General features: G+C 73.6%; 11 protein-coding genes. 9 read left to right on the top strand and 2 right to left on the bottom strand.

The window, feature by feature from the left end:
* Nucleotides 1-130 precede the first annotated feature (130 nt).
* Nucleotides 131-1627: a long-chain fatty acid--CoA ligase gene (locus AB0G79_RS30870; protein WP_360812307.1), complete on the top strand. Its 1497-nt coding sequence runs from the start codon at nucleotides 131-133 to the stop codon at nucleotides 1625-1627.
* Nucleotides 1628-1657: 30 nt separating this feature from the next.
* Here the strand turns inward: AB0G79_RS30870 and AB0G79_RS30865 are convergent, their stop codons facing one another.
* Nucleotides 1658-1909 (bottom strand): EF-hand domain-containing protein, encoded by a 252-nt coding sequence (locus AB0G79_RS30865; protein WP_360812305.1) that lies wholly within the window; start codon nucleotides 1907-1909, stop codon nucleotides 1658-1660.
* A 216-nt stretch (nucleotides 1910-2125) separates the two neighbouring features.
* Here AB0G79_RS30865 and AB0G79_RS30860 point away from each other — a divergent pair, with 216 nt between their 5' ends.
* Nucleotides 2126-3520, top strand: a complete 1395-nt coding sequence (locus AB0G79_RS30860; protein WP_360812303.1) for an FAD-dependent oxidoreductase — start codon at nucleotides 2126-2128, stop codon at nucleotides 3518-3520.
* A 183-nt stretch (nucleotides 3521-3703) separates the two neighbouring features.
* Here the strand turns inward: AB0G79_RS30860 and AB0G79_RS30855 are convergent, their stop codons facing one another.
* Nucleotides 3704-4657, bottom strand: a complete 954-nt coding sequence (locus AB0G79_RS30855) for a helix-turn-helix domain-containing protein (RefSeq protein ID WP_360812301.1) — start codon at nucleotides 4655-4657, stop codon at nucleotides 3704-3706.
* Nucleotides 4658-4821: 164 nt separating this feature from the next.
* Here AB0G79_RS30855 and AB0G79_RS30850 point away from each other — a divergent pair, with 164 nt between their 5' ends.
* The 7 genes from AB0G79_RS30850 to AB0G79_RS30820 all read left to right on the top strand — a co-directional run bounded on the left by AB0G79_RS30850 (nucleotide 4822) and on the right by AB0G79_RS30820 (nucleotide 13019).
* Nucleotides 4822-5709 carry a branched-chain amino acid ABC transporter permease gene (locus AB0G79_RS30850; protein ID WP_360812299.1) on the top strand — a complete coding sequence of 296 codons (888 nt, stop codon included), beginning with the start codon at nucleotides 4822-4824 and terminating at the stop codon, nucleotides 5707-5709.
* Nucleotides 5658-6914, top strand: coding sequence for a substrate-binding protein (locus AB0G79_RS30845; protein ID WP_360812297.1), 1257 nt, complete (start codon nucleotides 5658-5660; stop codon nucleotides 6912-6914). The genes AB0G79_RS30850 and AB0G79_RS30845 overlap by 52 nt, the downstream gene beginning before the upstream one ends.
* Nucleotides 6911-8734: an ATP-binding cassette domain-containing protein gene (locus AB0G79_RS30840; protein WP_360812295.1), complete on the top strand. Its 1824-nt coding sequence runs from the start codon at nucleotides 6911-6913 to the stop codon at nucleotides 8732-8734. Before AB0G79_RS30845 ends, AB0G79_RS30840 begins: the two co-directional genes overlap by 4 nt.
* Nucleotides 8734-9417, top strand: a complete 684-nt coding sequence (locus AB0G79_RS30835; protein WP_360812293.1) for an ATP-binding cassette domain-containing protein — start codon at nucleotides 8734-8736, stop codon at nucleotides 9415-9417. The genes AB0G79_RS30840 and AB0G79_RS30835 overlap by 1 nt, the downstream gene beginning before the upstream one ends.
* Before the next feature lie 184 nt (nucleotides 9418-9601).
* The gene (locus AB0G79_RS30830; RefSeq protein WP_360812291.1) at nucleotides 9602-11014 is read left to right on the top strand and encodes an amidase; all 1413 of its coding nucleotides are present in this window, start codon (nucleotides 9602-9604) and stop codon (nucleotides 11012-11014) included.
* Nucleotides 11015-11127: 113 nt separating this feature from the next.
* A complete protein-coding gene (locus tag AB0G79_RS30825) occupies nucleotides 11128-12762 on the top strand; it encodes an NAD(P)/FAD-dependent oxidoreductase (protein ID WP_360812289.1) in 1635 nt (544 codons plus the stop codon).
* A gap of 101 nt (nucleotides 12763-12863) precedes the next feature.
* Complete coding sequence (locus AB0G79_RS30820; RefSeq protein WP_360812287.1) at nucleotides 12864-13019, top strand: hypothetical protein; 156 nt, start codon at nucleotides 12864-12866, stop codon at nucleotides 13017-13019.
* Nucleotides 13020-13149 lie beyond the last annotated feature (130 nt).

The raw sequence follows: 13149 nt of genomic DNA, 5'->3' as shown, positions 1-13149 counted from the left end.
AACCGACCGGTAACCTTGCCGCTGAGCTGGGCGGAAGTGATCTGGGTCGCATCGACGCGAGGGCGTCGGAGGAGGCACCATCTCAGTTCCGGCTCTTCGCGAAAACACTTGTCCCGGAAAGAGGTCGACGATGACCAACCTGGCCCTCAACCTCGCGCGTACGGCAGCGGCGCGGCCGGACAGCGTGGCGATCCAGCTGGACGACCTGGCGCTCGACTACCGGTCGCTCGACGAACGCAGCGCCCGCGTCGCCGGCTGGCTGGCCGAGCGGGGGGTCGGGGCCGGGGACCGGGTGGTGATCATGCTGCCGAACATCCCGCACTTCGCCGTCGCCTACTACGGCGTCCTGCGGACCGGCGCGGTCGCCGTACCGATGAACCCGCTGCTCAAGACCGGCGAGATCGCGTACGGCGCCGGGGACTGCCAGGCCCGCCTGATCCTCGCCTGGGGCCCCGCCCTGGCCGAGGCCGGTCCGGCCGCCGCCGAGCTGGGCATCGACTGCGTCGACGTCACCGACCCGGCCTTCGGCGAGGTCCTCGCCGCGGTCGACCCGCGCCACCAGGTCGTGGAGCGGGGCGCGGACGACCTCGCCGTCCTGCTCTACACCTCGGGCACGACCGGCCGCCCGAAGGGCGCCCGGCTCACCCACGGCAACCTCGGCTCCAACACCGACGCGGTGGCCCGCGTCCTCGGCGTGACCTCGACCGACACCGTCTTCGGCGGCCTGCCGTTCTTCCACGTCTTCGGCCAGACCTGCGGGCTGAACGCGGCCGTCCTCACCGGCGCCCGGGTGACCCTGCTGCCGCGCTTCGACGCGGCGAAGGCGCTGGAGATCCTCTCCCGCGACAAGGTCACGGTGATGGAGGGCGTGCCCACCATGTTCCTCGGCCTGCTCGCCGCCGCCGAGGCGGCCGGCTCGACCGGCCTCGCGGACGGCGGCCCGCGCCTGAGCGTGACGGGCGGCTCGGCGATGCCGGTGGAGGTGCTGCACCGCTTCGAGAACGCCTTCGGCTGCGTGCTCGTCGAGGGGTACGGCCTCTCGGAGACCTCCCCGGTCGTCACCTTCGGCGCGCTCGAAGGGCCGCGCAAGCCCGGTTCCATCGGCACCCCGATCGCCGGCGTCCAGGTCCGGCTGGTCGACGACGAGGGCAAGGACGTCCCCGAGGGCGATGTCGGCGAGATCGCCGTCCAGGGCCCGAACGTGACGCCCGGCTACTGGAACCGCCCGGAGGCCGACGCCGCCGCGTTCGTCGACGGCTGGTTCCGCACGGGCGACCTCGCGCGGCGCGACGAGGACGGCTTCTACTTCGTCGTGGACCGCAAGAAGGACCTCGTGATCCGCGGCGGCTACAACGTCTACCCGCGCGAGATCGAGGAGGTCCTGTACGAGCATCCGGCCGTCGCCGAGGCGGCCGTCGTGGGCGTCCCGCACGAGGTGCACGGCGAGGAGGTCGCGGCCGTCGTCACCCTGCGCCCGGGCGCGGAGGCGACCGCCGACGAACTGCGCGCGTTCGTGAAGGCGCGCGTGGCGCCGTACAAGTACCCGCGGATCGTCCAGCTCGTGGAGGGACTGCCGAAGGGCCCGACGGGCAAGATCCTCAAGCGCGAGATCAGCGTGGAGAACTGACGGGCCGTCCGGCGCGGTCCGCGCCGGACGTCACCAGCCGAAACGGCGGTCCACGACGGCGGCGAACTCCTCGAACGAGAGGAGTTTGTCGCCGTTCTGGTCGCACGCGTCGAACAGGGCCGCCGAGTCGTCGACGTCCCCGACGCCCCACATCGGGATGACGCCCTGCGCGGCGAGCGTCGGACCCTTGGACCGCAGCGCGCTGATCACCTCGGTGCGCGTGAGGCTGCCGTCGTGATCGAGGTCGAGCGCGTCGAAGAGTGTGCGGGCCTTGTCGCTCATGGGGTGTCCTGTTCGCTGGGCGGGGCTGGTGGCTGGGGGCTGAGACGCGGTGCGTCACCGTACGGGATAGGACGTCGGCGGCGCGCCCCGGGTTGCGCGGGCGGACCCGGCGGCTCTTATGTCAACACCATTGACCTTGATCTGCCCGGACGGTGTCATGGCGGTACTTGGAGGCTCGTACCTCGCCTCCGCGACCAGCGCAAGGAGCTCGCCGCCATGGATCCACTCGCCTCGCTCCGGGACGCCGAACCGACCCCGTTCTGGCTCGACAGTCCCGAGAAGCCGCACGCCGCCACCGCCCTCGTCGGCGCGACCTCGTGCGACCTTCTCGTCGTCGGCGGCGGGTACACCGGCCTGTGGACCGCGCTCGTCGCCAAGGAGCGCAACCCGAACCTCGACGTCGTCCTCGTCGAGGCCGAGGAGGCCGGCGGAGCCGCCTCCGGACGCAACGGCGGCTTCGTCGAGGCCAGCCTCACCCACGGCCTCCAGAACGGCATCACCCGCTGGCCCGAAGAGATGGGCCTCCTGGAGCGCCTCGGCCGCGAGAACCTCCAGGCCATGGAGGACACCCTCGTCCGCCACGGCATCGACTGCGACTGGGAGCGCACCGGCTCCCTCGCCGTCGCCACCGAACCCCACCAGGTCGAGTGGCTCAAGGAGGAGGAAGAGGCCGTCGCCCGCTACGGCGGCTCCTCCGAGTACCTCGACGCCGACGCCGTACGGGCGGAGATCGACTCCCCGACCTTCCTCGCCGGCCTCTGGAACAAGCACGACGTCGCCATGGTCAACCCGGCCCGCCTCGCCTGGGGCCTGCGCGCCGCCTGCCTCGCGCTCGGCGTCCGCCTCCACGAGAACACCCCCGCCCTCTCCCTCGACGAGCACGGGCACACCGTCACCGTCCGCACCCCGTACGGCAGCGTGGCCGCCCGCAAGGTGGCCCTCGCCACCAACGCGTACCCCTCGCTGCTGCGCCGCCACCGCCCGTACACCATCCCGATCTACGACTACGCGCTCATGACGGAGCCGCTCAGCGAGGAGCAGCTCGCCGCGGTCGGGTGGAAGAACCGCCAGGGCTTCGCGGACATGAACAACCACTTCCACTACGTCCGGCTCTCCGCCGACGACCGGATCCTGTGGGGCGGCTACGACGCCATCTACCACTACAACGGCAAGGTGCGCGCCGAGCACGACCAGCGGCCCGAGACCTTCGCGACCCTGGCGAAGCACTTCTTCACGACGTTCCCGCAGCTCGAAGGGGTGCGCTTCAGCCACACCTGGGGCGGCGCCATCGACATGAGCACCCGCTTCTGCGTCTTCTTCGACACGAGCCACCGCGGCAAGGTCGCCTACGCCGCCGGCTTCACCGGCCTCGGCGTCGGCGCGACCCGCTTCGGCGCGGAGGTCATGCTCGACCTCCTCGACGGCGCCCGCACCGAGCGCACCCAGCTCGAACTGGTCCGCCGCAAGCCCCTCCCGTTCCCGCCCGAGCCCGTCCGCTCCGTCGGCATCGGCATCACCCAGTGGTCGATGACCCGCGCGGACCACAACCAGGGCCGCCGCAACCTGTGGCTGAGGACCCTGGACAGCCTCGGCCTCGGCTTCGACAGCTGACCTGAGAACCCCGGCGGACCGCACCCGCCGACACGAACGACCGGACGGGCACCCACGGGGGGATGCCCGTCCGGTCTTCGGCGTCGTGCCGCGCCGTCCCGCCTGAGGGTCCGGTACGGCGCGGCTTGAGCCGTCCCGTGTGCGGCCGTCCGGTGCGGCGCGGCCCGAGCCGCACCGGACCCCTCACGCCCCCGCGCGCGCCTGCTCCCGCACCGCCCGCGGCGACAGGCCGAACTCCGCGCGGAACACCCGGCTGAAGTGGCTCGCCTCGCCGAGGCCCCTGCGCGCCGCCAGGACGTACGCCGGGAGGTGGGCGAGCGCCGGGTCGACGAGGTCGCGGCGGATGCGCTCCAGGCGCCGGCGCCGTACGTGATCGCTCACCGTCACGCCCGACTCCCGGAACATCGCGTGCAGATGACGGACCGAGATGTGGTGCGCCGCCGCGATCGTCCCCGGTGACAGGTCCTCCGCGAGGTGGTCGTCGATGTAGGCGAGGACGCGGTCGACGGCACCGGAGGAGCCCCGGTCGGAGGAGACGCCCGCGCCGCCCGCCTCGCGCAGCAGCGTCCCGAGGATCGCCGAGACGTGCTCGCCCATCTCCCGGCGCGCCAACGGCCCGAAACCGTGCGCCCGCTCCGCCAGTTCGCCCACCACCGCCGACAGCACCCGGCCGCTCGGCGAACGCGGCAGCTCCGCGTTGGCCGTCACCGCCCCCGCCGCCGTCGCGACCCGGCCCGCCGTCCCCTCGTCCAGGGACAGGACGAAGTACCGGTGCGAGGTGCCCAGTTCCAGACGGAACGGACGCGCCCCCGTGTACAGGACGAAGTCACCCGGTGCGAGCTCCGCCCGCCGCCCGTCCTGCTCCAGCTCGCCCCGCCCCGACACGAGCAGGCCGAGGAGGTGACCGGGCCGCCGCGCAGCGGGAGAGGGCCGGGGCATCACCCGGATCTCCTGCTCCCCGCTGATGTCGCAGCCGTTCAGCGCCCCGAAGCGGCTCGACCGCATGTCGGCCGCGTACCCCGAGTCGCCCGCCCGTGCCCGTACGAGCACCGTGTCGAAGGCGCCCGCGCGGTCCGCCGTCGCGGTGTCGAGATAGCCGAAGACCAGGTTGCCTTCGTCCCGTCGCTCCACCGGCATGTCGTACTCCCTCCCGATCCCCGTGCGCCCCGGACGCGTCCTTCGCGCCGTCCGGGCCGCGCACTGCGGGCACAGAACTCTGCGCTGCCGGACCAGTGCTCACCACGGGATTGCCAGATGCTCGCAGAGTCCTCGCTGTACCTGAAGCACACAGGCGGTAACAGATGGATGTACTTCTGGCCATCCTTGGCCAGTTCGGTCTCTACGGGCTGCTCACCGTCGGGATCGCGGTGATCTTCGCGGCCACACGGGTCGTCAACCTCGCCCAGGGAGACCTGGCCATGGTCGGCGCGTACGTCGCCGCGACCGTGACCACCGCCCCCTTCGGCCTGCGGACCCTGCTCGCCCTCGTCGCCGGCGTGCCGCTCCTCCTCCTCGTCGAACGGCTGCTGCTGCGCCGCATCGGTGACGACGGCCTCGCCGCCATGCTCGTCACCTGGGGCCTCGGGATGGCCCTGCGGCAGGGCGCGGAACTCCTCTTCACCGGGACCTCGCGCACCGTCGCCGTACCCGTGGACGGCACCCTCACCGTCCTCGGCACGCCCTACCCCACCTACCGGCTGGTGTGCGCGCTCACCGCGGTCGTCGTCATCGGCCTCGTGCTCCTCGCCGCGCACCGCACCGACTGGGGCCTCCGGCTCCGCGCCGTCGCCGACAACCCGTCCATGGCGGCCCTCCTCGGCACCGACCCGCGCCGCATGCGCGCCACCGCCTTCACCGTCGGCGGCCTCCTCGCGATCCTCGCCGGAGCCCTCTACAGCCCCGTGCTCGCCGTCAACCCCAGCATGGGATTCGGCCTGCTCGTCCCCGTCTTCTTCGGCCTGCTGCTCAGCCGCCCCGGTGCCCTGGCGACCGCCGCCGGCGCCGCCCTGCTGATCGCCGCGCTGTCGGTCCTGCTGCGCACGTGGCTCTCCGACACCGTCGCCGAAGCCGTCTTCTACGCCGTCGTCGTCGCGATAGCCGCCCTGCGCTCGCGCCCCTGGATCGGAAGGTTCACCCCATGGTTCCGTCGCTGGTTCCGTCGTCCCACCGCGCCCGTGAGCGCCGCGTGACGCCCGCCCCCCGCCCCACCGCGCTCGCCGCGGCCGGCACCCTCGCCCTCACCCTCGCCCTCACCGGCTGTCAGGGCGCGGCCCTCGACGACGACGCGGCCCCCGCCACCGGCGGCCCCGTGAAGATCGGCGTGGTCGTCCCCCTCACCGGCCCCGTCTCCCAGGTCGGCACCGCCCTCCGCAACGGCCTCGAACTCGCCGTCAAGAAGGTCAACGCCGACGGAGGCGTCCACGGCAAGCCCGTCGAGTACGTCGTCGTCGACGACGCCGGCGACCCCGCCAACTCCACCCAGCTCGCCCGCCGCCTCATCCGCCAGGACAAGGTGACGATGCTCTTCGGCACCATCACCGGCGACACCGCCGAAGCCGTCGGCCGCGTCGCCGACGAGGCCCACGTCCCCTTCGGCACGGCCATCCTCGGCGACACCGACCGCTGCTTCGCCTACCAGTGGGGCTTCGGCGAGTCCACCCGCCAGATGCTCGTGCCCACCGTCCCCGGCCTGGTCAAGAAGTACGGCAAGAAGATCGCCATCACCGGCTCCGACTACAACTACCCGCGCTTCTACGCCGACATCGCCGAGGAGCTCGTGAAGAAGGAAGGCGGCACCGTCGTCGCCAAGGAGTTCAGCCCCCTCGGGCAGACCGACTGGCAGCCCGTCATCAGCCGCGTCAAGAACGCCGGGCCCGACGCCGTCCTCTCCATGGTCGTCGGCGCCGACGCCGTCACCTTCAGCAAGCAGGCCCAGCAGTTCGGCCTCCTCACCCCGAAGCTCGGCTACGAGGGCGCCCCCCTCGACGCCGACTTCCAGCCCGCCCTCGCCGACCTCGTCGCGGGCCGCACCCACACCGTCCGCTGGAGCGACGGCGTCGACGACGCCGAGAGCGCCGCCTTCACGAAGGCCTACCGCGACGCCCACCAGTGGAAGGCCCCCATCCCCGAGGTGGCCGGAAACGCCTACTTCGGCGTCAAGTTCTTCCTCGCCGCCGCCGAGAAGGCGGGCTCCGGCGAGCCCGAGGCCGTCAACAAGGCCATCGGCGGCCTCTCCTACGACAGCCCCCTCGGCAAGGGCACCCGCTTCGACCCCACCAACCACGTCCTCCAGGCCGACATGCGCGAGGTCACCATCGGCCGCGACGGCTCGTACAAGGTGACCCGTACGCACCCGATGGTCGCCGACACCACCCCGAAGAAGGGCTGCTCGTGACCGTCCCCGCCGGGTCGGCGGCCGCCACCGGGTCCGCCGCGGCGACGGGGTCCGCCCCCGCCGCCGGGGCGGCCCCGGCCCACGGCCCCGCCACCGCCACCGCCGCCACCCCACCCGCGGACCGCCTCCGCCGGACCCTGCGCGTCGCGCTCCCCGGCCTCGCCGCCGCCGGCCTGCTCGCCGCCCCCTTCGGCCTCGACGCCTTCGCCGTCGCCACCCTCACCCTCGGCCTCTGCCACGGCCTCTTCGCCTACGGCCTCGACCTCTCCTGGGGCCGCGCCGGACTCCTCAGCGTCGGCCACGCCGCCTTCTTCGGCCTCGGCGCCTACGCCGTCGCCCTCGCCCAGGAGCACGACCTCCCCCTGACCCTCACGGTCACCGCGGCCGTCGTCGCCGCCGTCCTCGTCGCCCTGCCCGTCGTCCGCATCGGCCTCGCCGCCCCCGTCCCCGACGCACCGCTCATCCTCCTCACCATCGGCGTCGGCCTGCTCCTCCAGCGCGCCGCCACCACCCTCACCCCCGTCACCGGCGGCACCAACGGCCTCTCCGTCTCCGGACCCGACGTCGTCACCTCCTACTACGTCACCCTCGGCGCCGTCGCGGCCGTGGTCGCGGTCTGCGCCCTCGTCCTCACCCGGGGCCGCTTCGGCACCCGGCTCGTCGCCGCCGCCCGCAACCCCGAACGCGCCGCCCAGAGCGGCATCGACGGCACCCGCGTCCGGTCCGCCGCCTTTGCCGCGAGCGCCGCCGTCGCCGCCCTCGCCGGAGCCCTCTACGCCCCCGTCGCCGGACTCGTCTCCCCGCAGGTCTTCGGCCTCGGCCTCTCCACCTCCGTCCTGATCTGGCTCGCCCTCGGCGGCCGCGAGTCCACCGTCGGCCCCTTCGTCGGCGCGGTCGCCGTCACCGTCGGCCAGCAGTACCTCGGATCCACCTGGCAGGGCTGGTACGTCCTCGCCCTCGCCGCCCTCTTCCTCCTCGTCGTCCAGGTCGCCCCGGCCGGCCTCACCGCCGCCCCGCGCCGCCTGCTCGCCGGCCCCGGCCCGGACCTGCGCCTCCCCGCCGCCGCACGCCGAGACCCCGGCCGTACACCCCGGAAGACGGCGAAGGCCGCCGACACCACCCCCGTCGCCCCCCTGGTCGCGACCGGCATCAGGAAGTCCTTCGGCCCCGTCGACGTCCTCACCGGCATGGACCTCACCGTCGAGGCCGGGAAGTGCGTCTGCCTCATCGGCCCGAACGGCGCGGGAAAGAGCACCTTCCTCAACGTCGTCGCCGGACAGCTCGCCCCCGACGCGGGCAGCCTGCGGCTCTTCGGCACCGACGCGACCGGACTCCCCGTCCACCGCCGGGTCGCTCTCGGCGTCGGCCGCATGTTCCAGATCCCCAGCGTCGTCGCCGACCTCTCGCCGGCCGACAACCTCCGCCTCGCCCGCGTCGAGGCACCCGAACCCACCGACCCGCCCGCCGAGTTCGCCGACCTCGTCGCCGACGAACTCCGCCCCGCCGGCACCCTGCCGCTCGCCGACCGGCGCCGCCTGGAACTGGCGATGGTCCTCTCCGCCGCGCCCCGGCTGCTCCTCCTCGACGAGCCCGCCGCCGGACTCGGCCCCGACGACGCCCGCCGCCTGACCCGCGAACTCCGCGAGCTGGGCCGGCGTACGGGCTGCGCCCTCCTCGTCGTCGAACACGACATGGACATCGTCCGCGAACTCGCCGACGAGGTCGTGGTCCTGGCCGGCGGCACCGTCCTCGCCCGCGGCTCGCTCGACGAGGTCGCCGCCGACCCCGCCGTCCGCGCCGCCTACCTGGGAGCGCACTGATGCTCGAACTCACCGGCCTCGCCGGGGGATACGGTCAGGCCCCCGTCGTCCGCCCCACCGACCTGACCGTACGCGGCGGCGAGATCACCGCCCTGATCGGCCGCAACGGCGCGGGCAAGACGACCCTGCTCCGCACGGTCTTCGGCCTCGCCGACCGGCACGGCGGCACCGTCACCCTCGACGGCACGGCCGTACCGCCGGGCCGCCCCGAACTGCTCGCCCGGGCGGGCGCCACCCTCATGCCCGAGGACCGGGGCGTCTTCCCGGCCCTCACCGTCGCCGAGAACCTCCGCCTCGCCCGGCGCAAGGACGTCACCCCGGCCGTCGACCCGTACACCGTCTTCCCCCTCCTCACCGACCGCGCGGGCCAGCAGGCGGGCACGCTCTCGGGCGGCCAGAAGCAGCAACTCGGCATCGCCCGCGCGATGCTCGCGGGCCGCACCCTGATCGCCGTGGACGAACTCACCCAGGGCCTCCAGCCCTCGGTCGTCACCGACGTCCTCGAAGCGCTCGGCACCATCGCCGCGGCGGGCACGGCCGTCCTCCTGGTCGACCAGCACGCCGGCGCGCTCCTCGACCACAGCCGCCACGTGGTGGCGATGGAGGCGGGCCGCGTCGTCCTCGACGAACCCAACGAAGAGGGCCTCCGCGACCGTCTGAACGCGATCCTCGCGGTGAGCTGACCCGCGGAGCACCGCCCCGGGGGGGCGAGTGCCCCGCCCATGAAGCGCACCCCGCCGAGGGCTCGTCCGCCCCCGCCCGAGCGGACCCCCTACCCCCGCCCCCAAGCGGGCCTTTCCACCCCCTCCGCCCCCAAGCGGACCCTCCTGCCCCCGCCCCGCCCCCGTCGCCCCAGGAGCCACCACCATGGACCCCTTCTCCTCAGCCACCGATCTCGCCGCGGCCGTCCGCGGTCGTGAGCTCAGCCCCGTCGAGATCGCCGAGACCTACCTCCGCCGCATCGACGCGCACAACCCCGAGCTGGCCGCGTTCACCTGGGTCGACGAGGAGGCCGTGCTCGCCGCCGCCCGCCGGGCCGAACAGGCCGTCGTCGACGGGGAGGCCCTCGCGCCGTTCCACGGAGTGCCCGTTCCCGTCAAGGAGTTGACGCAGGTCGAGGGGCAGCCCGCGACCTACGGGTCGTACGGGGTCGACGACCGGCCCCGCGACCTCACCGAGCCGGTGGTCGGACGGCTGCTCGACGCCGGGTTCCTGCTCATGGGACGCACCAACTCCCCGGAGATGGGGCTCCTTTCGACCACCGACAACAGCCGCTTCGGCAGCACCCGGAACCCCTGGAGCCCCGAGCACTCCTCGGGCGGCTCCAGCGGCGGCGCCGCCGCGGCCGTCTCCGCCGGACTCGCGCCCGTCGCACACGCCAACGACGGCGGAGGCTCCATCCGGATGCCCTCGTCGTCCTGCGGCCTGGTCGGTCTGAAGCCGAGCCGGGGCCGCGTACCGCAGCAGGTCCCCGGCTGGGAGCACGCCACCGTCGAGGGCGCGATCACCCGGACCACCCGCGACGCCGCCGCGCTGCTCGACGCCATGTCCGTACCGGACCGCCTCGCCATGTACCAGGCGCCCGCGCCCGAACGGCCGTACCTCGACGAGATCGGCCGGGACGCCGGCCGCCTCCGCATCGGCCTGCTCACGGAGGCCCCCACGGGCCTCCCCGTCGACCCCCAGTGCGTCGCCGCCGCCGAGCACACCGCCCGCCTCCTCGTCGCCCTGGGCCACGACGTCGCCCCCGCCGCGCCCCGCTTCTTCAGCGAGCGGGCCATCACGGGGTACGCGCAGACCGTCCTCGACGCGGCGCTCTGGGCCGCGCCCTACCAGCAGCCCGAACTCGCCGAACCGCACCTGCGGTTCCGCATGGACCGGGCGGCCGGCAAGCACTCGGGGGAGTACACCCGCGCCGCGAACCTCCTCGCCGAGGAGTCCCGCGGGATCCGCGCGCAGTGGGGCCAGGAGTTCGACCTCCTCCTGACGCCCACCATGGCCTGCCTGCCGCCACCGGTCGACGCCCTGCTCAAGGAGGCCAACGCCGACCCGGGCGGCCCCCGCACCACCGAGACGCGGATGATCTCCTTCACCGCCCTCTGCAACATCACCGGCCTGCCCGCCATCAGCCTCCCCACCTTCACCTCGGCCGAAGGCCTCCCCGTGGGCAGCCAGCTCATCGCCGGCCCCTGGGACGAGGCCGCCCTCCTCCGGGTCGCCGCCGAGCTGGAGACCCTCGACGGCTGGCCGACCCGCCGCCCCGCGCGCTACCTCGGCTGACCCACCGCCGTTCGCGCGAGGCCCTTTTCACGTCGGCGGTGACAGCCCGTCACCGCCGTTCCCGGCCTTCCCCCACCCAGGGAAGCCCGGCCCCCCTCCGGAAGGAGCCGTACATGGCACGCACCGCCCCGGCCCGCATGCTGCGCCGGATCGTCGCCGAACACTCCACGGACGCCGACCTCACCACCGGCGCCGGACCCAGCTCCGCCCTCTCCCGCCGTTCCGTCCTCGGCGGGATCGCCGCCGGTGTCGGCCTGGCCGCCACCACCGCCGTCGGGGCGGCGGGCACCGCCCGTGCCGACTCCGCCGGCGCCCCCGTGATCGCGATCGTCGGCGCCGGCATCGCCGGCCTCAACGCGGCCCTCCGCCTCGCCGACCACGGCATCACCTCCGCCGTCTACGAGGCCGACACCCGCGTCGGCGGCCGCATGTACTCGAACCCGGCCGGCGCCTACTGGGCCGACGGCCAGGTGTCCGAGTGGGGCGGGGAGATGATCGACACGGGCCACGCCGTCATGCAGGGCCTCGCCGCCCGCTTCAACCTGCCCCTCGACGACATCCGCGCCGCCGAGCCCACCGGCACCACCGAGGTGTACCGATTCGACGGCGCCTACTACACGTACGCGCAGGCCAGCGCCGACTTCAAGAAGCTGAAGCCGGTCATCCAGCAGGACCTCGCCTCCTTCAACTGGCCCGTCGTCTGGAACTCCTCCAACAGCCCCGGCGCCATCGCCCTGTCCAACATGAGCATCCGCGACTGGATCGCCAGCCGCGTCCCCGGCGGCCTCGCCTCCCCGTTCGGACAGCTCCTCGACGTCGCCTACACCACCGAGTTCGGGGTCGACACCGCCGTCTCCTCGGCCCTCGGCATCCTGGGCGTCCTCTCCTACCAGCCCGACCCGAACGGCTTCGCCCTCTTCGGCGAGAGCGACACCCGCTTCCACGTGCGCGGCGGCAACCAGCGCATTCCGCAGGCCATCGCCGCCGCCCTGCCCGCCGGAACCGTCCGCCACGGCTGGCGCCTCCAGAAGGTCGCGGCCGCCCCCGGCGGCAGACAGCTCCTCACCTTCACCGCCGCCGGGTGTACGCAGACGGTCCTCGCCGACCACACGATCCTGGCCCTCCCGGTCGGTGTCCTCCAGCGGCTCGACCTCTCCTCCTCCGGCTTCGACGCCCGCAAGCTCGCGGGCATCGCCGCGATGCGGATGGGCCAGAACTGCAAGCTCTCCCTCCAGTTCGACACCCGCCACTGGAACGCCACCGGCCCCTGGGGCAAGGCCACCGGAAGCACCATGAGCGACACCGGCTACCAGACCTCCTGGGAGACCACGCGAGGCCAGTCCGGCACCAAGGGCATCCTCACCGTCTACGCCGGCGGCAGCCACGCGGCCGACTTCACCCCGTCCTCGCCCTTCCGGACAGCGGCCGACCCCCAGGTCCACGGCTACGCGCAGGCGGCACTCGCCCAGCTCGAACCGGTCTTCCCCGGCATCACCTCGCACTGGACCGGCAAGGCCACGCTCGCCGCCTGGCCCCTCAACCCGAACGCGTACGGCTCGTACTCGGCGTGGCCGCCCGGCTACGCCCACCAGTACGCCGGCTACGAGGGCGTCCGCCAGGGCAACACCCACTTCGCGGGCGAGCACACCTCGGAGCTCGCCCAGGGCTTCATGGAGGGCGGCGCCGAGTCCGGCCTCCGCGCCGCGGACGAGGTCCTCACCGACCTCGGCGTGACGGTGAGCGGCTGACCGGGCCGAACCGCCGCGATCCGGCCCCCTGACTTTTAGACCGGCCGAGTCTGGGCAGACGCCCGGCACGGGTCAGGGGGTTCACCGAATCGAGGCACGTCATGATCCTTCTCGGAATCGTTCTGCTCATCATCGGATTCGTCACCGGCATCTCGATCCTGTGGACCATCGGCATCGTGCTGGTCCTCATCGGCGCCGTCCTCTGGATCATGGGCGCGGCCGGCCACGCCGTCGGCGGCCGGAACCACTACTGGTGACGGTGACGACGCGTGACGGCGGGGGAGCGGACGCACCACCGGGCCGGGAAGGCGGCGGCGCCGTGATCGGAAGAGCCCACGGCGGAACTCCAGTCACAGTCTCCGAGATCGGGGAGGCCGTCCTCGGCTG

The sequence above is a fragment of the Streptomyces sp. NPDC020807 genome (assembly GCF_040641575.1).
Taxonomy (GTDB): Bacteria; Actinomycetota; Actinomycetes; order Streptomycetales; family Streptomycetaceae; genus Streptomyces.
This window is presented reverse-complemented; position numbering and strand designations above follow the sequence as displayed.

Excerpts from the sequence above, each read along its gene's own strand:
- AB0G79_RS30820 (WP_360812287.1), top strand. The coding sequence starts at position 12,864 with ATGATCCTTCTCGGAATCGTTCTGCTCATCATCGGATTCGTCACCGGC.
- AB0G79_RS30825 (WP_360812289.1), top strand. The coding sequence starts at position 11,128 with ATGGCACGCACCGCCCCGGCCCGCATGCTGCGCCGGATCGTCGCCGAA.
- AB0G79_RS30870 (WP_360812307.1), top strand. The coding sequence starts at position 131 with ATGACCAACCTGGCCCTCAACCTCGCGCGTACGGCAGCGGCGCGGCCG.
- AB0G79_RS30835 (WP_360812293.1), top strand. The coding sequence starts at position 8,734 with ATGCTCGAACTCACCGGCCTCGCCGGGGGATACGGTCAGGCCCCCGTC.
- AB0G79_RS30865 (WP_360812305.1), bottom strand. The coding sequence starts at position 1,909 with ATGAGCGACAAGGCCCGCACACTCTTCGACGCGCTCGACCTCGATCAC.
- AB0G79_RS30845 (WP_360812297.1), top strand. The coding sequence starts at position 5,658 with ATGGTTCCGTCGCTGGTTCCGTCGTCCCACCGCGCCCGTGAGCGCCGC.
- AB0G79_RS30830 (WP_360812291.1), top strand. The coding sequence starts at position 9,602 with ATGGACCCCTTCTCCTCAGCCACCGATCTCGCCGCGGCCGTCCGCGGT.
- AB0G79_RS30850 (WP_360812299.1), top strand. The coding sequence starts at position 4,822 with ATGGATGTACTTCTGGCCATCCTTGGCCAGTTCGGTCTCTACGGGCTG.
- AB0G79_RS30860 (WP_360812303.1), top strand. The coding sequence starts at position 2,126 with ATGGATCCACTCGCCTCGCTCCGGGACGCCGAACCGACCCCGTTCTGG.
- AB0G79_RS30855 (WP_360812301.1), bottom strand. The coding sequence starts at position 4,657 with ATGCCGGTGGAGCGACGGGACGAAGGCAACCTGGTCTTCGGCTATCTC.